We start from the raw sequence: 21,544 nt of genomic DNA on the forward strand, positions 1-21,544 counted from the left end.
TGTAATGCACGGAGTGCTGAATGAAACCTATTAAAAACCTCGCGCAATACTATGTCGACTTGTTGGTCAAGCTCGGCATTGTTCGTTTTTCTATTCTGCTTGCTTTAGCACTGGTGGCACTGGCGGTTGTTGTCCAGGTAGGCATCACTTTGGTGCTCAACGGTCGTGTCGATGATATCGACATTGTTCGTTCCGTTTTCTTCGGTCTGTTGATCACCCCTTGGGCGGTCTATTTCCTGTCTGTGGTCGTAGACCAGTTAGAGGAGTCTCGCCAACGTCTGGCAAAAATGGTCTCTAAACTCAAAGATATGCGTTCCCGGGATCAGGATCTGAATCATAAGCTTCAGCAAAATATCCGTAAACTGAATCAGGAGATTGAAGAGCGTCAGAAAGCAGAAGATGCCCGTGAAGAAGCGATGAAAGATCTGGAAAATGAGGTCTTTCAGCGCGAGCGTACCCAGTTAGAGTTGGCCGAACGAACTGCGTTGCTGCGTTCGTTTATTGATGCGTCGCCAGACTTGATTTATTACCGCAATGCGGAAGGAGTCTTCTCTGGTTGTAACAAAGCGATGGAAGAACTCACGGGTCGTAAAGAGCAAGAACTGGTGGGACTAACACCTTGGGATGTTTATTCAGAGGAAATCGCAAAGCAGGTGGTCGAAACGGACCACAAAGTGATGGGCAATAATGAGGCGCTGACATACGAGCAGTGGCTGGAATACCCTGATGGTAAAAAGTGTTATTACGAGTTACGTAAAGTGCCATTTTATAGCCGGGACGGCAAGCACCTGGGATTGGTGGGCTTTGGACGAGATATTACGGAACGTAAGCGTCATGCGGAATCGCTTGAAAAGGCCAGCCGAGATAAAACTACGTTTATTTCGACCATCAGCCATGAGTTGAGAACACCGCTTAACGGGATCGTCGGTTTAAGTCGCATGTTATTGGATAGCCAACTTGATCCTGAGCAGCGCAAACACATGCAAACCATTAACGTCAGCGCCATTACTCTGGGGCATATTTTCAATGACATCATTGATATGGATAAGTTCGATAGACGTAAGTTAGAGCTCTTCCCAGAACCGCTGAATTTTGAAGACTTTGTGGCAGAGCTGGAAAGTATCTCAGCGTTGATGGCGGAACAAAAAGGTTTGCGATTTGATTTGGAACGTCTGACAGAATTACCGGAAGGTGTAGTCGTCGACGCAACCCGTCTGAGACAGGTCATCTGGAATTTGGTCAGTAACGCGATGAAATTCACTAAGCAGGGTGGTGTTGTGATGACCATCAGTTCTGATATCGAAGACGGTCAGGCGCATATCGTGATCGAAGTGGAAGATACCGGTATCGGTATCCCGCAGAAGGAACTCGATAAGATATTTGCGATGTACTATCAGGTTAAATCTGGAAAAGATAACCTGCATGCTGTAGGAACCGGAATTGGATTGGCTGTGTCGAAGCAACTCATTAAAATGATGGATGGAGACATCACGGTGGATAGCGAAGAGGGTTACGGAAGTACCTTTACTGTCTCTATAAATGTTCCATGTGCCGATAAGCAGCAACTCGCGCCAATAGAAGTAAAACGTCAGGGAAGCCTGAATATCTTCTTGCTGGAAGATATTGAGCTCAATATTACCGTAGCTCGTTCGCTGCTGGAGAGTTTAGGACACTTTGTTACTGTGGCGATGACCGGAGAAGAGGCAATAGAGCGCTTTAATCCGGAAGAATACGCTCTGGCATTACTGGATATTCAATTGCCGGACATGACAGGCTTCGACGTGGCGCAGCATTTCCGATCGCATTATCAGCAATTACCTCCGTTAGTGGCGCTGACGGCCAATGTGCTTAAAGATAAGCGAGAGTACCTAGCAAAAGGAATGGATGACGCTATCAGCAAGCCACTGAGTGTTAAAGCGCTATCAGAGGTTATTAATAAGTTTGCTGGTGAAGACGAGCCGGCACAAATTGAACGAGTGACGGTAGCAACTGAACCCGAAATTAAAATCAACGAGGAGCTGTATTGTCGCTTATTGGATCTGGATATGCTCGAGTCCTATGTTGACATTGTCGGTACACAACCCGTTCGTGACAGCATCAAGATGTTCGAAGATATGATGCCAGATTACATCGAAATCCTTGATTCCAATATGACCGCGAAAGATCAGCCGGGCATCGCGTCAGAAGCACACAAGATCAAAGGGGCTGCTGGCTCCATTGGTTTGAAGCATATCCAATCTATTGCCCAAAAGGCTCAATCTCCTGATATGCCTGCCTGGTGGGAGAATATTGAAGATTGGGTTGAAGAGATCAAGAACGAGTATCAGAATGACATACGTGTTTTGAAAATGTGGTTGGAAAGTAAGGAATCAAAATGAAAAGAATACTGACAGCGCTCGCACTTACTGCAGCCTTAGCCGGTTGTGCTTCATCGCCGACAATCGATAATCAGGTCTGGAGCGCGGGTAATAGCGCTATGTTCGCCCAGCAATCTGTTCGCCTTGAGTCGAATTTGTGGATTGATATGATGCCCAAGATTGGTGAAACCACTGCACTGGTTAAAGAGCAGAATTTGTATGGTGCGCTCAATCTGACAACGGAGACACAGTTACCGGCTGATATGGACATTGCTCTGGTCGTGCTCAGGCAGGGCGATCAGTTCTGGGAATTTGAAGGCAATGATTTTGAGCTTCGCAATCATTCGGAAAGCCAATGGGAAATTGCATTTAACTGGCAACTTGAAGTCAATATAACCAAGCCCATTGATGTGGCCGTTCTGCTAGACGATGGCGAGAGCAAGACCTGGTTGGTCAACAAACAGGTGAATGTCGATACCGTGTATTGATATCAAACCACAACGACCGGATAAGCAAAAGGGACGCATCAAGCGTCCCTTTTTCATAGGATATAAAAGAAGTTACTCTTCAAGGTCACCACAGAAGCGGTAGCCTTCACCGTGGATCGTAGCAATGATTTCTGGTGTACCAGATACTGACTCAAAGTGCTTACGAATACGACGGATGGTTACGTCTACAGTACGGTCATGCGGCTTAAGCTCACGACCCGTCATCTTCTTCAGCAGATCCGCACGAGTTTGGATCTTGCCTGGGTTCTCACAGAAGTGCAGCAGCGCACGGAACTCTGAACGTGGCAGTTTATAACTGTCACCGCCCGGGCTTACCAGTGAGCGGCTGTTGATGTCCAGAACCCAACCGTTGAATTCATACTTCTCTACACTGCGTTTTTCTTCTGTCACAGCACTGTTGCTCATAGAGCGAGTCAGAAGATTACGTGCACGGATAGTCAGTTCACGTGGGTTAAATGGTTTAGTGATGTAGTCGTCAGCACCAATCTCTAGACCAAGTATTTTATCAACCTCGTTGTCACGACCAGTCAAAAACATCAGCGCAACGTTTGCTTGTTCACGAAGCTCACGAGCTAGCAATAAACCGTTTTTACCAGGAAGGTTAATATCCATGATAACAAGGTTTACAGAGTTTTCTGACATCACCTGGTGCATTTCCTGACCGTCGCTGGCCTCGAATACAGCATATCCTTCTGCTTCAAAAATGCTTTTTAGGGTGTTACGGGTTACTTGCTCATCTTCAACAATAAGAATCTGCGGGCTTTGCATCGGCGGTACCTAAATTAAACTTGTGATAATTCTGTCTCTAGTAGAATAAATTCTAGGCAAAAAGTTAACATATAGGTAATGTTTCTTGGATGTTTTACTCACAATCATAGAAACAGTTACAGGTTACGTCGCCATCCATGATGTTGCCAAAAAACGAGAAATCCCTTTAATCTCTTATTATTCTGCTATGTCACTGAGGCGAATTCTATAATGTTAACAGCATGCTAACAATGGTCAAATGTTAATTCCATGCACTTTGTTGATTTAAATCAATCGCCGCTTTGTAACAAATATTAATAGTATTGGGCAATTACGACAATTTAGACAATATGAGTATTGATGCGCATCTTTGGCGTGCCTATTCAAATGTACGCTTGAAATTTCTGGCTGCGTGGGAGTGCCAGTGCTATGTGATTATAACAGCCTGCAACCCTAGAAGTAGTCAAGTGTCTAAAGAGATAAACTGCATAAAAAACTTGCAGTTAGAGCGTGATATTGCGAGATTTCCCTACCAGAATGTTAAAGTTGGCGACCCGAATTTTGACTGGATGGAAGACAGTTTTGCAGTGGAAATATCCTTAACTCAAGGATGTGAGTTGGCGCAAATTTATGAGCAAAACGCCATTTATTTTGTCGAAAATGGTGTACTGTTTCTGGTCTCCTGTGATCAACCTCGACGACAAACGAATTTAGGTCCATTGAGTCAGTTTGTGTACTGAAGCACAAAAAGGCTGGATGGATAGAAAAGGATTTTTAATTTAATCGCCCTCTAAAGACATATTTTTTTGTGTCTATTGAGCGATGATCACGGAGGAAAAATGAGAGATATCACACCTGATATTTGTGACCAACACGAAGATAAAGTGATGTTGTTGAATTTGCCACTACAGAACTTTGGACAGCGGGCCGCCTTCTGGGGAGAGATTGTGACAGTACGCTGTTACCATGACAACTCTATGGTTCGTGAAGTGTTAGGTCTGAACGGAGCGGGTAAAGTACTCTTCATAGACGGGAATGGTTCTTGTGCCAAAGCCTTGCTGGGGGACCAGCTCGCTATTATGGCGATTGAAAATGGCTGGGAGGGGATCATCGTTAACGGAGCGGTGCGTGACGTTGCTGCGATGGCTGAGATGGATCTTGGCGTTAAAGCATTGGGGGCCTGCCCATTCAAAACTGAAAAACGTGGTGCGGGACAGATCAATGTTACCTTGACCATGAACAATCAAATTGTGCAACCAGGACACTTTGTCTATTCTGACTGGAATGGAATTTTGATTGCCAAACAAGCGCTTGAATTCTGATATTTAATCGAAAAGCGTTAATCGACTAAAAGCGGAAACCTAGACCGACTTCGACACCTTGTTGTACTTTTTCAAAGTCAAAGGTGGCATGGACGTCTAGGTTTTCGGTAAGTCTTACCCGGCTGGAAATCTCTGCTGCCATCGCGCCTTGCTTCTGCTCATTTTCTTCTACCTGATAACCACGCACTGTACTCTGAACAGACAGTCGGTCGGATACTTGATAGCTCACTCCACTCAATATTCCACCATTGTTAGACTCATTTGAATTATTCAGTCTTGCGCCGATGTATACATCGAGTGAGTCAAAGACAGAATATGAGTAACCACTATCGATACTCCACTCGTCAAACGTATCTGTGTTGGTGGCTTTAGTGCCGGAGGACAGGAAAAAATTATGAGGGGAGGCATTGTGTTGCGCGGGCAGAGCCGGTAGCTCAACCGCCAAACTGGTTGCTGAAAACAAAACCAAGGGTAAGGCATACAAAGACACTGCTTTCATCGCACCACTCCTTAGTTATCGTTTTTATTTATAATTTATTGAACTCTAATTAAAGCACATAATCTAAGCAAAACATTGTAAAACTATATAGCGATTAGTTATGTATAAAGATCCTGTTTGCATATAAAGTGATCAATTGTCAATTTCTATGCTTTTGAGAGAAATTCCTATCATAAGCAACAAAAGAACAAATTTTGATTGACTAATCGCCAACAAATGCGGTACACGTATGGGTAAGCACATAAGAGAAATTGAATTACGACCTATTATGTTTAATCACCAGCACGTAGTAATGACCACCACCATTATTATTACCGACATGATCGTTGGGGCAGGCTGGTAGACGAAAGAAATTCAAAAACAAGGCCTGTATCACCAAGATACGGGCCTTTTTTTTACCTGTTTTGAGTATTTCGGGAGGAAAGGATGCGAGTACTAAAATTTGGAGGCTCATCGTTAGCCGATGCGGACCGTTTTTTAAGAGCAGCGGATATCATCGCTAACAATGCCCAGCAAGAAGATTTAGCTGTGGTGCTATCGGCACCGGGTAAAACCACCAATAAATTAGTGGCAGTCATTGAAACTGCGCTAAAAAACAATGAAGTTGAACTGCAAATCTCTGAGTTGGAAACCTCATTCAATGAGCTGTTCTCAGACATCAAGAAAATCCTCCCGAATATCGATAGCACCGATTTTGACAATCAAGTCAAAACATCGCTGTTCCAATTACACCAATTTGTGCACGGTATCCGCCTACTTGGTACCTGCCCCGACCATGTGAATGCTCGTATCATCTCAAAAGGTGAGCGTATTTCTATTCAGCTGATGAAAGCGGTGTTGTTAGCGAAAGGCCAGGCGGCGGATCTTATCGACCCAGTGAAGTACCTATTTGCTAAAGGTGACCACCTTGAGGCAATGGTCGACGTCGAGGTCTCCACTCAGAACTTCCAAGCAAACCCACTTGCGGAGGGCGTAGTACACATCATGCCGGGCTTTACTGCCGGTAATGTAAAAGGTGAGCTGGTGACGCTAGGTCGTAACGGCTCTGATTACTCCGCTGCGGTACTAGCGGCGTGTTTGCGAGCGGATTGCTGCGAAATCTGGACTGACGTTGACGGTGTGTATAACTGCGACCCTCGACTGGTTGACGATGCGCGCCTGCTGAAATCTCTGAGCTATCAAGAAGCGATGGAGCTGTCTTACTTTGGTGCTTCCGTACTTCACCCGAAAACCATCGCCCCAATCGCTCAATTCCATATTCCATGTCTTATCAAGAACTCCTTCAACCCACAAGGTGCTGGAACGCTCATTGGTCAGGACACGGGTGAAGACAACCTGCCAATCAAAGGCATCACCACGCTATCTAACCTGATTATGGTTAACGTTTCAGGCCCAGGTATGAAGGGTATGGTGGGTATGGCGAGCCGTGTATTTGGTGCGATGTCGTCTGCTGGCGTTTCGATTGTACTCATCACGCAATCTTCTTCAGAGTACAGCATCAGCTTTTGTATCGAAGAAGAAGATAAGCTGGATGCAGAGCGTGCACTTAGTGAAGCGTTCGAGCTGGAACTTAAAAATGGCCTGCTTGAGCCTGTAGAGTTTATGGATGACGTCGCGATCGTAACTCTAGTTGGTGATGGTATGCGTACTTCTCGCGGGGTGGCGTCTCAGTTCTTCTCTTCACTTGCAGAAGTTAACGTGAACATTGTTGCTATTGCACAGGGCTCTTCAGAGCGCGCGATTTCGGCAGTGATCCCGGAAGATAAAATCTCTGAAGCGATCAAGGCGTGTCATGAGAATCTATTTAACTCTAAGCACTTCCTTGACGTGTTTGTCGTCGGTGTTGGCGGCGTCGGTGGTGAGCTGGTAGATCAGATACAAAGACAGCAGGCGAAATTGGCCGAGAAAGGCATTGTCATTCGTGTGTGTGGTCTGGCGAACAGCAAAGGTGTATTGCTTGACGGAAAGGGGCTTCCACTAGATCAGTGGCGCGATCGTATGGGCGATGTCAGTGAGAGGTTTACTGTTGCAGGCCTTGCGGCTCTGGTGCAGCGCAATCACATCATTAACCCTGTATTAGTTGACTGTACTTCTAGCGAAGAGATCGCAAACCAATATGCTGAGTTCCTGGCTGCTGGCTTCCACGTTGTAACACCAAACAAGAAAGCCAACACAGCAAGCATGTCTTACTATCATCAGCTTCGCGATGTGGCTCGCAGCTCCCGTCGTAAGTTAATGTACGAAACAACAGTAGGTGCAGGTCTGCCGGTTATCGAAAACTTGCAAAACCTCATTGCGGCCGGTGATGAACTTGAGAAATTCAACGGTATCTTATCTGGTTCACTGTCATTTATTTTCGGTAAGCTGGATGAAGGACTAACGCTAAGCCAAGCCACCAATGTGGCGAAAGACAAAGGCTTTACAGAGCCGGATCCTCGCGACGATCTATCGGGTATGGACGTCGCTCGTAAGCTGCTAATTCTAGCGCGTGAAGCTGGCATGGCACTCGAACTTGAAGACGTAGAAGTCGACCAGGCGTTACCACCAGGCTTTGATGATTCGGGCTCTATCGATGAGTTTATGGCCCGACTACCAGAAGCGGACGCTTACTTTAGTGAGCTTGTCGAGAGCGCGGCGAAAGAAGGCAAAGTACTGCGCTACGTGGGCGAAATTGTCGATGGTAAGTGCCGCGTTCGCATTGCTGCTGTCGATGAAAACGACCCAATGTTTAAGATCAAAGATGGTGAGAACGCATTGGCCTTCTACAGCCGTTACTATCAGCCAATCCCGTTAGTACTGCGTGGCTACGGTGCAGGTACTGAAGTAACTGCGGCGGGTGTCTTCTCTGACGTGATGCGTACACTGGGCTGGAAACTAGGAGTATAAGATGAGTGATAGCGTTGTCGTTTATGCGCCTGCCTCAATAGGTAATGTGAGTGTTGGCTTTGATGTGTTGGGCGCTGCGGTATCACCTGTCGATGGTACCTTGCTCGGTGATTGCGTTGAGGTGAGATTGGGTGATAAGCCCTTCGACCTTGCGACTAAAGGCAGCTTTGTCGATAAGCTGCCAAGCGATCCAAAAGAGAATATCGTTTATGATTGCTGGAAGGTTTATGCGCGTGAGCTGGATAAAAAAGGTGTGGAGCTCAAACCTGTCTATATGACGCTTGAGAAGAATATGCCGATTGGTTCTGGGCTAGGTTCAAGTGCGTGTTCAATCGTTGCAGCGCTCGATGCCCTTAACCAGTTCCATGACAATCCACTCAATGAAATGGAACTTCTTGCGCTTATGGGCGAGATGGAAGGGCAAATTTCTGGTGGCATCCATTATGACAATGTGGCACCTTGCTACCTAGGCGGTGTGCAACTGATGCTTGAGGAACTAGGAATCATCAGCCAAGAAGTGCCATGTTTCGATGAATGGTACTGGGTGATGGCTTATCCTGGCATCAAGGTATCAACCGCTGAAGCGCGAGAGATCCTACCATCTCAGTATCGCAGACAAGATATTATTGCCCATGGTCGTCACTTAGCTGGATTTATCCATGCTTGTCACTCGAATCAACCCGAGTTGGCGGCGAAGATGATTAAAGATGTCATCGCAGAACCTTATCGCGCTAAGCTACTACCAGGGTTTAGTAAAGCTCGTGAATACGCCGCGACAGCGGGAGCACTAGCGACAGGAATTTCAGGCAGTGGCCCAACGCTGTTCAGCATCTGTAAAGACAAAGATGTAGCAGACCGAGTGGCTCGCTGGTTAGAAGAGAATTACGTACAAAATAACGAAGGATTCGTCCATGTTTGTCGTCTAGATAAGCAAGGCTCGAAGGTAACAGGAAGTAAGCTATGAAGCTGTACAATATCAAAGAGAACGACGAGCAAGTCTCGTTTGGCCAAGCCGTTCGCCAAGGCTTAGGTCGCAACCAAGGTCTATTTTTTCCATCTGAGCTGCCAAAGTTCGATGATGTAGACGCACTTTTAGCCGAAGATTTTGTCACGCGTAGCGCAAAAATTTTGTCTGCGCTTATCGGTGATGAGCTGCCAGCGGAAAAAGTGAATGAGTTGGTCGACAATGCATTCCAATTCCCGGCGCCTATCAATCAAGTGAAAGATGGCGTGTACGCCCTTGAGCTTTTCCACGGTCCAACGCTGGCATTCAAAGATTTCGGTGGTCGCTTTATGGCTCAGTCTCTGGCTGCGGTATCCGATGGCGGCAAGATCACTATCTTAACGGCAACATCAGGTGATACAGGTGCGGCGGTTGCCCATGCGTTTTACGGCATGGAAGATATCAACGTGGTTATCCTGTATCCAAAAGGTAAAATCAGCCCGCTGCAGGAAAAGCTATTCTGCACATTAGGTAAAAACATCCACACTGTGGCCATCAATGGCGATTTTGATGCCTGTCAGGCACTAGTTAAGCAAGCCTTCGATGATGCGGCGCTGCGTGAAGAGATTGGTCTTAACTCTGCAAACTCAATCAACATCAGCCGTTTGATGGCGCAGATCTGCTATTACTTCGAAGCAGCGTCTCAGATGTCTAAAGAAGAGCGTGAGAATCTGGTTGTGTCGGTTCCAAGTGGTAACTTTGGTAACTTAACTGCAGGTCTGTTAGCAAAAGCGCTCGGTCTTCCGATCAAGCGCTTTATCGCGGCAACCAATGCTAACGATACTGTGCCCCGTTACCTAGAAACGGGCGAGTGGGATCCTAAGCCAACCGTGGCAACCACCTCTAATGCGATGGACGTCAGCCAGCCAAACAACTGGCCACGTATCGAAGAGCTTTGCCAGATTAAAGGCTGGGGTCTGGATACACTGGGCAAAGGCATGGTGACTGACGAACAAAGCGCTGAGTCGGTACGTGAGCTAAACGCGCAAGGCTACCTGTGTGAGCCACACGGAGCGATTGCATACCGCCTGCTAGACGAGCAACTACAAGAAGGTGAAACCGGTCTGTTCTTATGCACCGCTCACCCAGCGAAATTCAAAGAGGTTGTAGACGACATCCTTGAATCGGACATTGAGCTGCCAGGTCCACTTGCGAAACACGCCGCGATGGAACTGCTTTCGGAAGATCTCGACAATGACTTTGATGCACTGAAAGCGGTACTGCGCCGAGTGCAATAAATCGAGTTAAACTGTTTCTGAATGCCCAAGTTTTTGTATCAAACTTGGGCATTTTTTTGTTTAACAAAAAAAAAGCGACTGTTGACCTCAGGTTAATTTGAGCGAGGGAGCTACGTTGAGGTGCATCATCTATTTGGTTGTATTAAGCGCTTTTCTCAGACCGATGCGATTGTACCCGGCTGGGAAGTCATCAAAACGGGTGAACTCAACAAACCCAAGTTTTTGATAAAACATGGGGGCTTGCCAACTCTGTGTCCAAAGCCAAAGACCCGATAGGTTATGAGTCGTCGCGTAATGCTCGGCCTCCAGCATGAGCTTTGTGCCCATGCCAGTGCCTCGACAGCGGTCATCTACCCAGAGTTCATCAATATATAGCCAGTCCCAAAGCAGGTCGGCGGTAAGGGCTGCAACCAGCTCACCGTTGTCATTGTGCACCGTCCAGTTGAAACGATCTTTTTGGTATGGTGGTGCCACCTGCGCCTGGCCATGGGATTCAAGCCCGGCGGTCAATTCACTCTGTGATTTGGCGTCTAAGCCACCTTTGGCGAATTCAATTTTCAGCATTCTACACCTTTGTTACTGCGTCTATGGCCGCTCGATAGTACTAAAATTGGTGGCGGAATCCTATGGGACGTTGTGGGGTCATGGGCAGTGATTGCAGAAGAAAAATGCGTGACCAGAACAGAGTAAGCTCTGGGCAGTCAATGTTAGGGTGGGGCGGAATAAAAAGGCTTGTCAGTCAGTGATTACTGCTTGTGAAAGTGACACCATCGCGTAGTCTTAGTGAATCAGTTAATTCATATCAGGTGAAAGATGTTACAAAAAGCCCGTTGGGGAATTGCAGGGCTCGGTAAGATTGCACGACGCTTTGTTATCGACCTTACACAGCATGTTGAACATGGCGAGTTGGTTGCGGTTGCGGCGCGTGATGAGCAAAGAGCCGAGCAGTTTGCGAAGGAATTCGCAGGCTGTGCCAGCTACGGCAGTTATCAGGCGTTGGCAGAGGATCCCAATGTGGACGTTGTTTATGTAGCGACACTGCATCCTTATCATCGCTCAATGGTTGAGTTGTTTCTCAATGCCGGTAAGCATGTCTTAGTTGAAAAACCCGCATTCACTAATGTGAATGACTGGGATGAGATGTCTCAGTTGGCAGTTCGCAAAGGACTGATCCTTGCGGAAGCGATGAAATCTGTGACCTTTCCGGCCTATCTACAACTGAAACGCTTCATTATTGACAATGGCATTCAATTAAGTTCGCTCGAGGCTGCGTTTGGTAACTGGCATCAATACGATGAAAACTATCAGATTTTCAATCCTAGTCAGTCGGGTGGAGCCACTTTGGATGTTGGTGTCTACGCGCTGTGGCTATATGCGGATTTGTGCCAGACTCAATCTGATGCAAACTGGTTCCCAATGGCGACGTTTGCCCACGACAATCCACAGTCTCAGGTCGATGAGTATGCTCAGTTTCAGATTGAGGGTAGGTTCTCCGCCAGGCTCGCTGCATCCATTAGCCGTGATCTGCCAAGAAGTGCGGTGATACGCGGGACGGATTTTGAAGCGGTCATTGCTGAAAAATGGTGGAATCCCAAGCGCATTGAAGTCACTTATCAAGGTGAGAAGACAGTATTTGCTCCTAACGCGTTGGGTGGTGGTTTCGAACATGAAATAGAGCATGTTAGTCAGCTCGTTCAGCGGGGCGCAACCGACTCGATATTGCTTAGCCACACCACTAGCCGAAAGGTGATTGAGGTCATGGAAGGTAGCCTCGTTGCCGCAGGCTACGGTTATCTGACCAAGTAAAGTTCAATCGTGATGAATAAAAAAAAGCGCCTTCAGTGAAGGCGCTTTTTGGTATCAAGGGATATTCTAAGCGGTCTCGGTTTTACCGGTTGGTTGCTCTTCGTCCGCAAGGTCTGTTTCACCTTTGCCTTTCGATGTCTTAATGACATAGCCAGCAATGGACAGTGAAGCAACGATACCCAGAATGGTTGATAGTTGCATTGGCAGACCGAAGCCTAGCGTTGCATTGTTAAGGATGAAGGTAACCACAACGGTCGTCATAAACGTAGCTGGTACTGTGGTGACCCAGTGTAGTTTATTGTGACGTAGCAGGTAAGCCGATGCAGTCCAGAGCATCATTACCGCTGTTGTCTGGTTAGCAAAGCCAAAGTAACGCCAGATTACGCCGAAGTCTACTTGAGTCAGAATACCACCGATAACAAACAGAGGCACTGCCATCATCAGACGATTACGTAGCGACTTCTGTTCCATGTTGAAGTACTCAGCAAGGATAAGACGGCTAGAGCGGAACGCAGTGTCACCAGAGGTGATTGGCAGAATAACCACACCCAAGAAAGCAAGTACACCACCGAACACACCAAGCAGACCAAATGAAGCGCTGTAAACGACGTTACCCGGACCACCGTTCTTCACGGCTTCTGCAAGTGAGTCGATAGAGCCGAAGAACGAGAGAGCAAGCGCACACCAGATAAGGGCAATAACACCTTCACCAATCATTGCACCGTAGAACACAAAGCGGCCGTTCTTTTCGTTTTCCATACAACGCGCCATCAGCGGAGATTGGGTTGCGTGGAAACCAGAGATAGCACCACACGCAATCGTGATAAACAGTGCTGGCCATATCGGCAGGTCATTCGGGTTCATGTTATTGAACATGTCACTGATTTCGAATCCACCCATTACAGAATGTTCGCTGGATAGAGCGACGGCGGTAATCAGACCTACGGACATGAAAATCAGCAGTGCGCCGAACAATGGATAGAAACGACCAATGATTTTATCAACTGGAACGATTGTGGCGATGATGTAGTAAGCAAAGATGATGACCACCATGGTTGTCATGCTCATCGACATGCCCATCTGGTCATTAACAAGATTCGTGATCATGCCAGCTGGCGCTGAAACGAACACCACACCAACCAGCAGCAGCAGAACAATGGCAAAAATGTTCATAAAGTGTTTTGCGCCATTGCCCAGATAACGACCGGTAATGGTTGGAACAGAAGCACCACCATTGCGTACAGACAGCATGCCTGAGAAGTAGTCGTGCACGGCACCCGCAAAGATACAACCGATCACAATCCACAGCATGGCAGCCGGGCCGTAGAGCGCCCCCATAATAGGACCAAAGATGGGGCCGACACCCGCGATGTTCAGTAACTGAACCAGGTATACCTTCTTGGTCGACATAGGTACATAGTCCACACCATCTGTCTTAGTGTGTGCAGGAGTTTGACGATTTTGGTTAACGCCAAAGACTTTCTCAATGAAAGCTCCGTAAATAAAGTAGCCGCCGATCAAGGCTGCAACACAAGTTAAAAACCACAACATAACTGTTATCCCTAGTTTGTAATGACATTAATTTCTGGTAACTATTATAAAAATGATGAATTCAGTTAACATTGGGTGATTAACTCAGTGGTGGAATAGATGATTAAGTGGTCAATAGTAACATTAAGTGGTTTTGCCGCTTCCTCAGTGGTTGTTATTTGCGACTGAGCGGTCGTGGAAAAGCGTGAAGCTCGTCACTCGTCACGTCTATTGTGGTAAAAGTGGCGAAGAAGTGGCATTGTGGCGACAAGAAAGAATAAAAGGGAAAGGGAAAGCATGAGAGCGTTAGTGGTGATGGCATCGACTCTGTTGGTATTTGGCTGTGTCCAAGGAGTTGATGATCTGGCGAAAGCAGGTGACTGGGAGAAGATAGGCTATCAGGATGGTGTGCGAGGTCAGTTGTCACGTAGTTATTCTGAGCTCAATGAAATGGGGCCAGCTGTGCATTCCGAGTATGATGCGGGCTATCAGCGTGGTCTGCTCGAGTTCTGTGATGCTGATTATGCCTACCAAATTGGTTTATCAGGGCATTATTACACCGGTGCCTGTGAGGGGCTGCCTGAAGGACAGCGTTTTCGTATGGAATGGCAACGTGGCTGGACCGACTACTCCAATTAAACCATTTGATAGGCAGGTCAGGGGGAAAGCCCCTAACCTGCAGAGCTTATTCTGATTTAGGCTCGGATTGCACGGCCTTGCGCAAAAAACCATCCTGTCGCTGTAATTGCTCCTTTGCCGCGACTTTATTCAGCCCTGTCAGGATCATAAGGATCGCCAGTTTGACATCATAGTCCGTCTGTTTTAATACCGCCTTCGCTTCTGTGTTGTTGCAGTCCGTTGCCTGCATGACAATACGTGTCGCTCTGGCTATCAGTTTGGCGTTGGTGGCTTTGACATCCACCATCAGGTTCTCATAACTTTTGCCAAGACGAATCATGCTGGCAGTCGTTAACATATTGAGTACCAGCTTCTGTGCGGTGCCGGATTTGAGGCGAGTAGAGCCAGTCAGTGCTTCTGGACCTACGACAGGGCTGATAGCGATCTGCGCGATGTTGGCAATATCAGACTCAGGGTTGCAGGACAGGGCTACGGTCGTTGCACCGGTTTGATTGGCATACTCAAGGGCGCCTATCACGTAAGGGGTACGTCCGCTGGCTGCAATGCCCACTACCACATCCTGTGGCGTCAGGTGCTGTGCGATGAGATCTTGCTCCCCCAGTTTGGGATCGTCTTCCGCCCCTTCTTTGGCCCGAAACATGGCGTCGTTACCTCCGGCAATAATTCCAATCACCATATCAGGTTCGGTTCCGAAGGTCGGCGGGCACTCTGATGCATCCAGTACACCGAGTCGCCCGCTGGTGCCTGCGCCAAGGTAAAGCAACCGGCCACCCTGTTTAAAAGCGTTGGTGATGGCGTCCACTGCGAGGGCTATCTCTGGAATGACCTTTTCGACAGCGAGAGGAACTTGTGCATCTTGCTGATTCATACGCTGTAAGATTTGCTCAGAAGAGAGCAGGTCGATGTCCATTGTTTCGGGGTTACGCCCTTCCGAAACGAGTTGGGCTAAAGCATTGAGTAGTGCATCGTTAGTCATAGTTGTTCCTAGTCAGCTGAGTAGAGTACGCCTAAAGGGACCGCTCTGCAGGCTCCTGTTACGGAGGGCAGATTACTTGGGATCTTGTGGAGATAACAATGCGCTAACCAGGCGAAAGCCATAGACTCCATATAATCTCCGCTGACCGCGGCACTGTCCGTACTCGCAACATGCCATTGAGTGAGCAAAGCACTGAGGCGTTTCATTATGATTGGGTTATTTGCACCACCCCCGCAGACGAAGAGCTTAGGTTGATAACCTACCGAATAGTCTTTTATCGCGTCGGCGATGGTGATGGCGGTGAATTCGGTGAGAGTGCGTAGTACATCATATTCATTGGGCCGCGGTGAAACCCGGGCCAGTCGCAGCTCCAGCCAGCGCGCATGATAATGTTCTCTGCCCGTACTTTTAGGGGCAGGGCGACGTAGATAGCTGTCGGCCAGCAGTTCGTTGAGCAGGTCTTGATTCACGATACCTTGTTGGGCCAGCAGTGCATCACGGTCAAATGCAGTAGAAAACACACTTGAACACCAATGATCCAGAAGCACATTGCCAGGTCCAGTATCGAAACCTATCACGGAACCATCGGGTTGTAGCACCGAGACATTCGCAATGCCACCGATATTGAGAATGACCTGTGTTGTTTCACTGTTGCCAAACAAGTAACGATGGAAAGCTGGTACCAGTGGCGCTCCCTGACCGCCCAGTGCCATATCTTTGCGACGGAAATCGCCCACGGTAGGAATGCCGGTAAGCGTTGCCAGCAAGTTGTTGTCGCCGAGCTGAATGGTAAAAGGCGTCTTACTATCTGGCTGGTGGAAAACAGTCTGTCCATGATTACCAAGCGCTACAATGTCTGTTGCTTCGTATGGTGACTTCTTCAGCAAGCTCTGGACTGCCTGCACGTAGAGCAAGCCTAGTTTATGGTCGAGCTCACCAATTTTTTTCAAATCAGTAGGTTGGCCATGGCATATGGCGAGTACATCTGCCTTTAAGTCATCCGGATAGCCAAGAAAATCGCTGCACAACAGTTGAATTTGGCGGTCTTTTATCGAGACCAGAGCGGTATCGACACCATCGAGACTGGTTCCTGACATAATGCCAATGTATAGCGCTTCCTCAGTTATCATAAACTTACTCCGTTTTGACCTGGCATCATTGTAAATCAAAAATAATCAGAATAATCTCTGGTTACGCCCATTTGATAATAAATTTGCAGAGGAGCAATTATGGGACCGTTATGGCTTGATGTGGAAGGGTATGAGCTGACAGCAGAAGATCGGGAAATGCTGGAACACCCAACGGTGGGTGGCTTAATTCTGTTTGCCCGCAACTATCATGACTCTGAGCAGTTGATTGAGTTGAACCGCCAGATTCGTCAAGCCGCCAGAGGCCCTATTGTGATTGGTGTTGATCAGGAAGGTGGGCGTGTACAGCGTTTTCGTGATGGGTTTACTTCTCTTCCGCCAGCGTCTCTTTACGCAGACCTGGGGGATGAATCCCTGGCCAATCAGGCTGGCTGGCTGATGGCCGCAGAACTTATTGCTCATGACATTGACCTGAGCTTTGCTCCGGTTCTCGATCAGGGACATGAGTGTAAGGCCATTGGCAATCGCGCGTTTGGTGATAACTTACAAACGATAGTGCAGTACAGCACAGCGTTTATGGCAGGAATGAAATCAGCGGGAATGGCGACCACGGGCAAGCACTTTCCGGGTCACGGCGGAGTGATTGCGGATTCCCATCTGGAAACGCCTATCGATGATCGCAGTACGATTTTTGAAGACGACATGCGGATTTTCAAAGCGCACATTCAATCCGGGCTGTTGGATGCGATGATGCCGGCTCATGTGGTATTTCCCCATTATGACGATAAGCCAGCCAGTGGCTCCCGTTATTGGTTGAAACAGGTGCTGCGTCAGCAGTTGGGATTCGATGGCATCATCTTTTCAGACGATCTCTCTATGGAAGGTGCTGCTGTTATGGGTGGGCCAGCGGAACGTGCACAGCAGGCGCTGGAGGCCGGTTGTGACATGTTGCTGTTATGCAATAACCGACAATCTTCGATAAAGGTATTGGACAGTCTGCCCATCAGTCACGTACCTCAAGCGCACTCGATGCTGAGAACACGCGATTTTTCCTGGTCAGAGTTGAGGAAAAGTGAACAATGGAAGTTGGCCAATAAAAATATCCTCACGGCAATAGATGGTTAGGCTAATGCCGTTGAATGGCTAAAGTTATCCCTGCCCAGGCAGGGATTTTTTCGTCTGAGGGAAGAATTAATGGAATCCCAGTTTTTCTTTCAGTGCTTTGAGGTAGCGTCGGCTGACGGGAATAGGGTGATTGGTCTGGGTAATGATTTCGGCCAGTCCGTTATCCAGGAGTTTGATCTCCTTGATGGCTTTTATGTTAACTAAGAATTGGCGATGACAGCGAATCAAGGGCGTTTTGTCTTCAATCACCTTCAAGGTCAATTGAGAAGTCGCTTTTTGCTCGGCGGTTTGTACATGTACACCAGACAGGTCACTGTAGGCAAATTCGACGTCTTTGGTCGGAATGATTACGATACGGTGATGACCCACACAAGGGATCTGATCCAGAGTCTTTGGTGCTAGGGCATCAAATGACTCTTCGGTTTGTTGCTCATTCTTTTTCAAGCGTTTAACGGTTTTCTCTAATCGACATGGATCGACGGGCTTTAACAGGTAGTCGAATGCATTGTCCTCAAAGGCCTGAATCGCATATTGATCATAGGCTGTGACAAAAACAACTTTCGGCATGGTATCGGGGTCAAGCATTCCCAGAAGTTCGATACCGGTAATTTGTGGCATCTGGATATCGAGAAATACCACGTCGGGCTTCAACTGATTAATCTTTTTAAGGCCTTCAATGGCGTTACTGGCCTCTCCGATGATCTGTATCTGCTCAGTTTGTTCAAGGAGCTCGGTCAGCTCTTCACGGGCAAACAATTCATCGTCAATTACTAGAGCGGTTAACTGTGTCATGACGCAATGGCCGTCCTTTTATCTTTGCGTATCGATGGCGAGGGGATAATAAAGCTCATTCGGGTATGTTGGTCCTTTTTGACGTCAATTTTTAGCGCTGCGTCACGACCAAATTTGTTGGTGAGGCGCTTATCCACGATTTGCATACCCAGCCCTTCGTGTCCCGGTTTTGGCTCAGAATAAGTACCTGCATTGTCCTCGACAATGATTTGGTGTCCGTACGGAGTACTTCGACTATAGATGCGAATGGTCCCTCCTTCCAGCAGATTTGAGATGCCATGTTTAATGGCGTTCTCAACCAATGGTTGTAAGGTAAAACTGGGTACTTCCTGATCCAGTATCTCAGGGGCAATGTCGATATCCACCTCTAACCTATCGGTGAACCTTGCCTTCTCAATGGTCAGATAGGCGTTCACGTGGGCCAGTTCCTCTTTCAGCGTGACTGTTTCGATATTCTGTTTCAGGTTACTGCGGAAGAATTGCGAAAGATGCTGTATTAAGCTGCGCGCTTTATCGGGGTCGCGACGGGTAATTGCGCTGATGGTATTCAGGGCGTTGAACAGAAAGTGCGGGTTGACCTGTGCGTGCAACAGTTTTATTTCAGCCTGGTTGAGCAAGGTCTGTTTGTGGATATAGTCACCGTGTAGGATCTGACTGGAGAGTAACTGTGCAATCCCTTCAGCCATGGACATGTTGATAGTAGAAAACAGCTTACGTTTGGGTTCATAGAGCTTAATTGTCCCAATGACCTCATCACCAGTGCGTAAGGGAATGATTAAGGCTGAGCCCAGCTTACAATGAGGTGAAATCGAACATTGATAGGGGTTTTCCTTGCCATCCAGGTAGATGATTTCGTTATTGTGCATGGCATCCAGCGTGCTCTGTGACGAAATGGGACGGTTCAGTTCATGGTGATCGGCACCAATGCCGACAAACGCCAGAATTTTCTCATGATCGGTTATGGCGACCGCACCGACGTTGGTTTCCTCATAGACAATACGTGCGATCTTGCTGGCATTATGCGAATCAAAACCGTGGACCAGGATCCCGACTGAGCGCTCAGCAATATTCAGTGCTCGCCGTGAGAAGGTGGCTGAATACTCTTCAAAAATGGTTTTCCTGTCCTGTAGAATACTCATAAACAGAGCCGCGCCCACGGAGTTGGCGATGATCATTGGGGCGGCAATGGCAGAGACCAGCGAATAGGCCTGATCAAAGGGTTTGGCCACTACCAGAATGACCAGCATCTGTACCACTTCTGCGGCAAAGGTGATGTAGAAAACAACCAGAGGGTTAAACAGCTCCTCTTTTTTGTCCCTGTTGATAAAGTAGAGGTGCATTAAGCCACCAATCACCCCTTCAGCGGTGGTGGAAATAGCGCAGGCAACATCGGTAAAGCCCCCCAGCGTATAGCGGTGCAGGCCGCCAGTCAGACCGACAGCGAACCCAACTAGCGGGCCGCCAAACAATCCCCCCATGACGGCACCGATGGCTCGGGTATTGGCAATGGCATCGTTGATTTGCAGACCAAAGTAGGTCCCCAATATACAGAATGACGAGAACAGCACGTAGACGCTGATTTTATGACTTAACCGGTTAGACACACTAAACAGTGGAATGAAAAGTGGAGTTTTACTCAACATATAGGCGAGTACCAGATACACGCACATTTGTTGTAATAAAGATATGATTAAGTCCATTGCACATCACCTGAAGTTACTTGGGTATTATTGTATACCCAACTGACCGTCAGTGGCAGCGTGAGCTTATGGTTGTTATAACTGAAACTGGTAAGAAGAGGGAAATATCTACTGTAAATATTTTTTTACGTTGGATGTTTTTCAAAGTTTACGCTTGCATGTGTTTTTTATCTATGTATATTACCAGTAAAGCTTAGCCGGGAAGCGTGAAAGGGAGTTTCCGGTGTAAATATATTTTTACAGGTGAGATGATGAAGAAGAGTGAATTAAGTAATATTAACATCAGCGATGAACAGGTGCTGATCACGCCAGAGCAATTGAAAGAAAAGCTACCTTTGAGCGAAAAAGCACGAAAGTTCATTCAAGATTCTCGTGAAACCATCGCTAACATCATCCATAAAAAAGATCATCGTCTACTGGTGGTATGTGGGCCATGTTCCATTCATGACGTGGAAGCGGCAAAAGAGTACGCCAAGCGTTTAAAAGCACTCTCTGAGCAATTGAGCGACCAATTGTACATTGTGATGCGTGTTTACTTTGAAAAGCCCCGTACCACAGTTGGCTGGAAAGGTCTGATCAACGATCCTCAGCTAGATGGCACGTTCGACATTGAACACGGTCTGCACGTGGGTCGTCAGCTGCTGGTGGAGCTGGCAGAAATGGAAATTCCTCTGGCGACAGAAGCGCTGGATCCAATCAGCCCTCAGTATCTAGCCGATACCTTCTCGTGGGCAGCTATTGGTGCACGTACTACAGAGTCACAAACTCACCGAGAGATGGCCAGTGGTTTGTCGATGCCTATTGGTTTCAAAAACGGTACCGATGGTAGCCTGGCCACGGCTATCAATGCAATGCAGGCAGCTTCTTCCAGTCACCGTTTCATGGGGATCAACCGAGAAGGTCAGGTTGCACTACTGACCACTCAGGGTAACGCGAATGGTCACGTGATCCTGCGTGGTGGTAAACAAACCAACTATGATTCTGTTTCCGTTACAGAATGCGAGCAGGAGTTGGCGAAGTCTAACCTGGAAGCGGCGCTTATGGTGGACTGCAGCCACGCAAACTCACGTAAAGACTACCGTCGTCAGCCACTCGTCGCCGAAGATGTGATTCACCAAATCCGCGAAGGGAATAAGTCAATTATTGGTCTGATGATTGAAAGTCACCTAAACGAAGGCAACCAAAGCTCAGATATTCCGTTAAGTGAAATGCAATACGGCGTGTCTATCACCGATGCGTGTATCAATTGGGATTCAACTGAGGCACTATTACGTCATGCTCATACTGAGCTGGTCCCATTCTTGGAAAATCGTATTAAGGAATAATG

19 protein-coding genes are annotated in these 21,544 nt (G+C 47.5%); 11 read left to right on the top strand and 8 right to left on the bottom strand.

Going from position 1 to position 21,544, the window contains the following annotated elements:
- Positions 1-20: 20 nt before the first annotated feature.
- Both arcB and C4S60_RS09490 read left to right on the top strand, forming a co-directional pair.
- Positions 21-2,378 carry an aerobic respiration two-component sensor histidine kinase ArcB gene (arcB, locus tag C4S60_RS09485; protein ID WP_103880106.1) on the top strand — a complete coding sequence of 786 codons (2,358 nt, stop codon included), beginning with the start codon at positions 21-23 and terminating at the stop codon, positions 2,376-2,378.
- A complete protein-coding gene (locus C4S60_RS09490; protein WP_103880107.1) occupies positions 2,375-2,845 on the top strand; it encodes a hypothetical protein in 471 nt (156 codons plus the stop codon). Before arcB ends, C4S60_RS09490 begins: the two co-directional genes overlap by 4 nt.
- Before the next feature lie 72 nt (positions 2,846-2,917).
- Here C4S60_RS09490 and arcA read toward each other — a convergent pair whose 3' ends face one another.
- Positions 2,918-3,634 (bottom strand): two-component system response regulator ArcA, encoded by a 717-nt coding sequence (gene arcA, locus C4S60_RS09495; protein ID WP_103880108.1) that lies wholly within the window; start codon positions 3,632-3,634, stop codon positions 2,918-2,920.
- 329 nt (positions 3,635-3,963) lie between these two features.
- Here arcA and C4S60_RS09500 point away from each other — a divergent pair, with 329 nt between their 5' ends.
- Both C4S60_RS09500 and C4S60_RS09505 read left to right on the top strand, forming a co-directional pair.
- Complete coding sequence (locus C4S60_RS09500; protein ID WP_103880109.1) at positions 3,964-4,353, top strand: DUF3293 domain-containing protein; 390 nt, start codon at positions 3,964-3,966, stop codon at positions 4,351-4,353.
- Between the two features lie 99 nt (positions 4,354-4,452).
- A complete protein-coding gene (locus C4S60_RS09505) occupies positions 4,453-4,935 on the top strand; it encodes a putative 4-hydroxy-4-methyl-2-oxoglutarate aldolase (RefSeq protein WP_103880110.1) in 483 nt (160 codons plus the stop codon).
- Between the two features lie 25 nt (positions 4,936-4,960).
- On the opposite strand, the gene C4S60_RS09510 is transcribed toward C4S60_RS09505, so the two are convergent.
- A complete protein-coding gene (locus C4S60_RS09510) occupies positions 4,961-5,434 on the bottom strand; it encodes a ribonuclease regulator (RefSeq protein WP_103880111.1) in 474 nt (157 codons plus the stop codon).
- A gap of 426 nt (positions 5,435-5,860) precedes the next feature.
- Here C4S60_RS09510 and thrA point away from each other — a divergent pair, with 426 nt between their 5' ends.
- Genes thrA through thrC form a run of 3 tightly spaced genes read left to right on the top strand, consistent with a single transcriptional unit; the run spans position 5,861 to position 10,561 of the window.
- Positions 5,861-8,320, top strand: coding sequence for a bifunctional aspartate kinase/homoserine dehydrogenase I (thrA, locus tag C4S60_RS09515; protein WP_103880112.1), 2,460 nt, complete (start codon positions 5,861-5,863; stop codon positions 8,318-8,320).
- A gap of 1 nt (position 8,321) precedes the next feature.
- Positions 8,322-9,284 (top strand): homoserine kinase, encoded by a 963-nt coding sequence (gene thrB / locus C4S60_RS09520; protein ID WP_103880113.1) that lies wholly within the window; start codon positions 8,322-8,324, stop codon positions 9,282-9,284.
- Positions 9,281-10,561, top strand: coding sequence for a threonine synthase (gene thrC / locus C4S60_RS09525; protein WP_103880114.1), 1,281 nt, complete (start codon positions 9,281-9,283; stop codon positions 10,559-10,561). Before thrB ends, thrC begins: the two co-directional genes overlap by 4 nt.
- A gap of 129 nt (positions 10,562-10,690) precedes the next feature.
- Here the strand turns inward: thrC and C4S60_RS09530 are convergent, their stop codons facing one another.
- Positions 10,691-11,125 (bottom strand): GNAT family N-acetyltransferase, encoded by a 435-nt coding sequence (locus C4S60_RS09530; protein ID WP_103880115.1) that lies wholly within the window; start codon positions 11,123-11,125, stop codon positions 10,691-10,693.
- Positions 11,126-11,374: 249 nt separating this feature from the next.
- Between C4S60_RS09530 and C4S60_RS09535 the strand changes: the two genes are divergently transcribed.
- Positions 11,375-12,367 carry a Gfo/Idh/MocA family protein gene (locus C4S60_RS09535; protein ID WP_103880116.1) on the top strand — a complete coding sequence of 331 codons (993 nt, stop codon included), beginning with the start codon at positions 11,375-11,377 and terminating at the stop codon, positions 12,365-12,367.
- Between the two features lie 66 nt (positions 12,368-12,433).
- Here the strand turns inward: C4S60_RS09535 and C4S60_RS09540 are convergent, their stop codons facing one another.
- Positions 12,434-13,918 carry a carbon starvation CstA family protein gene (locus tag C4S60_RS09540; RefSeq protein WP_103880117.1) on the bottom strand — a complete coding sequence of 495 codons (1,485 nt, stop codon included), beginning with the start codon at positions 13,916-13,918 and terminating at the stop codon, positions 12,434-12,436.
- Between the two features lie 276 nt (positions 13,919-14,194).
- Here C4S60_RS09540 and C4S60_RS09545 point away from each other — a divergent pair, with 276 nt between their 5' ends.
- Positions 14,195-14,536 carry a DUF2799 domain-containing protein gene (locus C4S60_RS09545; RefSeq protein WP_103880118.1) on the top strand — a complete coding sequence of 114 codons (342 nt, stop codon included), beginning with the start codon at positions 14,195-14,197 and terminating at the stop codon, positions 14,534-14,536.
- Positions 14,537-14,582: 46 nt separating this feature from the next.
- On the opposite strand, the gene murQ is transcribed toward C4S60_RS09545, so the two are convergent.
- Both murQ and C4S60_RS09555 read right to left on the bottom strand, forming a co-directional pair.
- The gene (gene murQ, locus C4S60_RS09550; RefSeq protein WP_103880119.1) at positions 14,583-15,512 is read right to left on the bottom strand and encodes an N-acetylmuramic acid 6-phosphate etherase; all 930 of its coding nucleotides are present in this window, start codon (positions 15,510-15,512) and stop codon (positions 14,583-14,585) included.
- An 8-nt stretch (positions 15,513-15,520) separates the two neighbouring features.
- Positions 15,521-16,639, bottom strand: coding sequence for an anhydro-N-acetylmuramic acid kinase (locus C4S60_RS09555; RefSeq protein ID WP_208623259.1), 1,119 nt, complete (start codon positions 16,637-16,639; stop codon positions 15,521-15,523).
- A gap of 102 nt (positions 16,640-16,741) precedes the next feature.
- Between C4S60_RS09555 and nagZ the strand changes: the two genes are divergently transcribed.
- Positions 16,742-17,725 carry a beta-N-acetylhexosaminidase gene (nagZ, locus tag C4S60_RS09560; RefSeq protein ID WP_103880121.1) on the top strand — a complete coding sequence of 328 codons (984 nt, stop codon included), beginning with the start codon at positions 16,742-16,744 and terminating at the stop codon, positions 17,723-17,725.
- Positions 17,726-17,791: 66 nt separating this feature from the next.
- Here nagZ and btsR read toward each other — a convergent pair whose 3' ends face one another.
- Positions 17,792-18,517 (bottom strand): two-component system response regulator BtsR, encoded by a 726-nt coding sequence (btsR, locus tag C4S60_RS09565; protein WP_103880122.1) that lies wholly within the window; start codon positions 18,515-18,517, stop codon positions 17,792-17,794.
- Positions 18,514-20,217 (bottom strand): sensor histidine kinase, encoded by a 1,704-nt coding sequence (locus tag C4S60_RS09570; RefSeq protein WP_103880123.1) that lies wholly within the window; start codon positions 20,215-20,217, stop codon positions 18,514-18,516. The genes btsR and C4S60_RS09570 overlap by 4 nt, the downstream gene beginning before the upstream one ends.
- Before the next feature lie 251 nt (positions 20,218-20,468).
- Here C4S60_RS09570 and C4S60_RS09575 point away from each other — a divergent pair, with 251 nt between their 5' ends.
- Positions 20,469-21,542: a 3-deoxy-7-phosphoheptulonate synthase gene (locus C4S60_RS09575; protein ID WP_103880140.1), complete on the top strand. Its 1,074-nt coding sequence runs from the start codon at positions 20,469-20,471 to the stop codon at positions 21,540-21,542.
- The last annotated feature ends 2 nt before the right edge of the window (positions 21,543-21,544 follow it).

Origin of the sequence: Vibrio hangzhouensis (genome assembly GCF_900107935.1) — a bacterium.
Lineage (GTDB): Bacteria > Pseudomonadota > Gammaproteobacteria > Enterobacterales > Vibrionaceae > Vibrio > Vibrio hangzhouensis.

Bases quoted from the DNA above. Each gene is read 5' to 3' on its own strand.
- thrB (WP_103880113.1), top strand. From the start codon at position 8,322: ATGAGTGATAGCGTTGTCGTTTATGCGCCTGCCTCAATAGGTAATGTG.
- C4S60_RS09510 (WP_103880111.1), bottom strand. From the start codon at position 5,434: ATGAAAGCAGTGTCTTTGTATGCCTTACCCTTGGTTTTGTTTTCAGCA.
- arcA (WP_103880108.1), bottom strand. From the start codon at position 3,634: ATGCAAAGCCCGCAGATTCTTATTGTTGAAGATGAGCAAGTAACCCGT.
- C4S60_RS09500 (WP_103880109.1), top strand. From the start codon at position 3,964: ATGAGTATTGATGCGCATCTTTGGCGTGCCTATTCAAATGTACGCTTG.
- thrA (WP_103880112.1), top strand. From the start codon at position 5,861: ATGCGAGTACTAAAATTTGGAGGCTCATCGTTAGCCGATGCGGACCGT.
- arcB (WP_103880106.1), top strand. From the start codon at position 21: ATGAAACCTATTAAAAACCTCGCGCAATACTATGTCGACTTGTTGGTC.
- C4S60_RS09545 (WP_103880118.1), top strand. From the start codon at position 14,195: ATGAGAGCGTTAGTGGTGATGGCATCGACTCTGTTGGTATTTGGCTGT.
- C4S60_RS09575 (WP_103880140.1), top strand. From the start codon at position 20,469: ATGAAGAAGAGTGAATTAAGTAATATTAACATCAGCGATGAACAGGTG.
- C4S60_RS09530 (WP_103880115.1), bottom strand. From the start codon at position 11,125: ATGCTGAAAATTGAATTCGCCAAAGGTGGCTTAGACGCCAAATCACAG.
- C4S60_RS09490 (WP_103880107.1), top strand. From the start codon at position 2,375: ATGAAAAGAATACTGACAGCGCTCGCACTTACTGCAGCCTTAGCCGGT.
- btsR (WP_103880122.1), bottom strand. From the start codon at position 18,517: ATGACACAGTTAACCGCTCTAGTAATTGACGATGAATTGTTTGCCCGT.
- nagZ (WP_103880121.1), top strand. From the start codon at position 16,742: ATGGGACCGTTATGGCTTGATGTGGAAGGGTATGAGCTGACAGCAGAA.
- C4S60_RS09540 (WP_103880117.1), bottom strand. From the start codon at position 13,918: ATGTTGTGGTTTTTAACTTGTGTTGCAGCCTTGATCGGCGGCTACTTT.
- C4S60_RS09535 (WP_103880116.1), top strand. From the start codon at position 11,375: ATGTTACAAAAAGCCCGTTGGGGAATTGCAGGGCTCGGTAAGATTGCA.
- murQ (WP_103880119.1), bottom strand. From the start codon at position 15,512: ATGACTAACGATGCACTACTCAATGCTTTAGCCCAACTCGTTTCGGAA.
- C4S60_RS09505 (WP_103880110.1), top strand. From the start codon at position 4,453: ATGAGAGATATCACACCTGATATTTGTGACCAACACGAAGATAAAGTG.
- thrC (WP_103880114.1), top strand. From the start codon at position 9,281: ATGAAGCTGTACAATATCAAAGAGAACGACGAGCAAGTCTCGTTTGGC.
- C4S60_RS09570 (WP_103880123.1), bottom strand. From the start codon at position 20,217: ATGGACTTAATCATATCTTTATTACAACAAATGTGCGTGTATCTGGTA.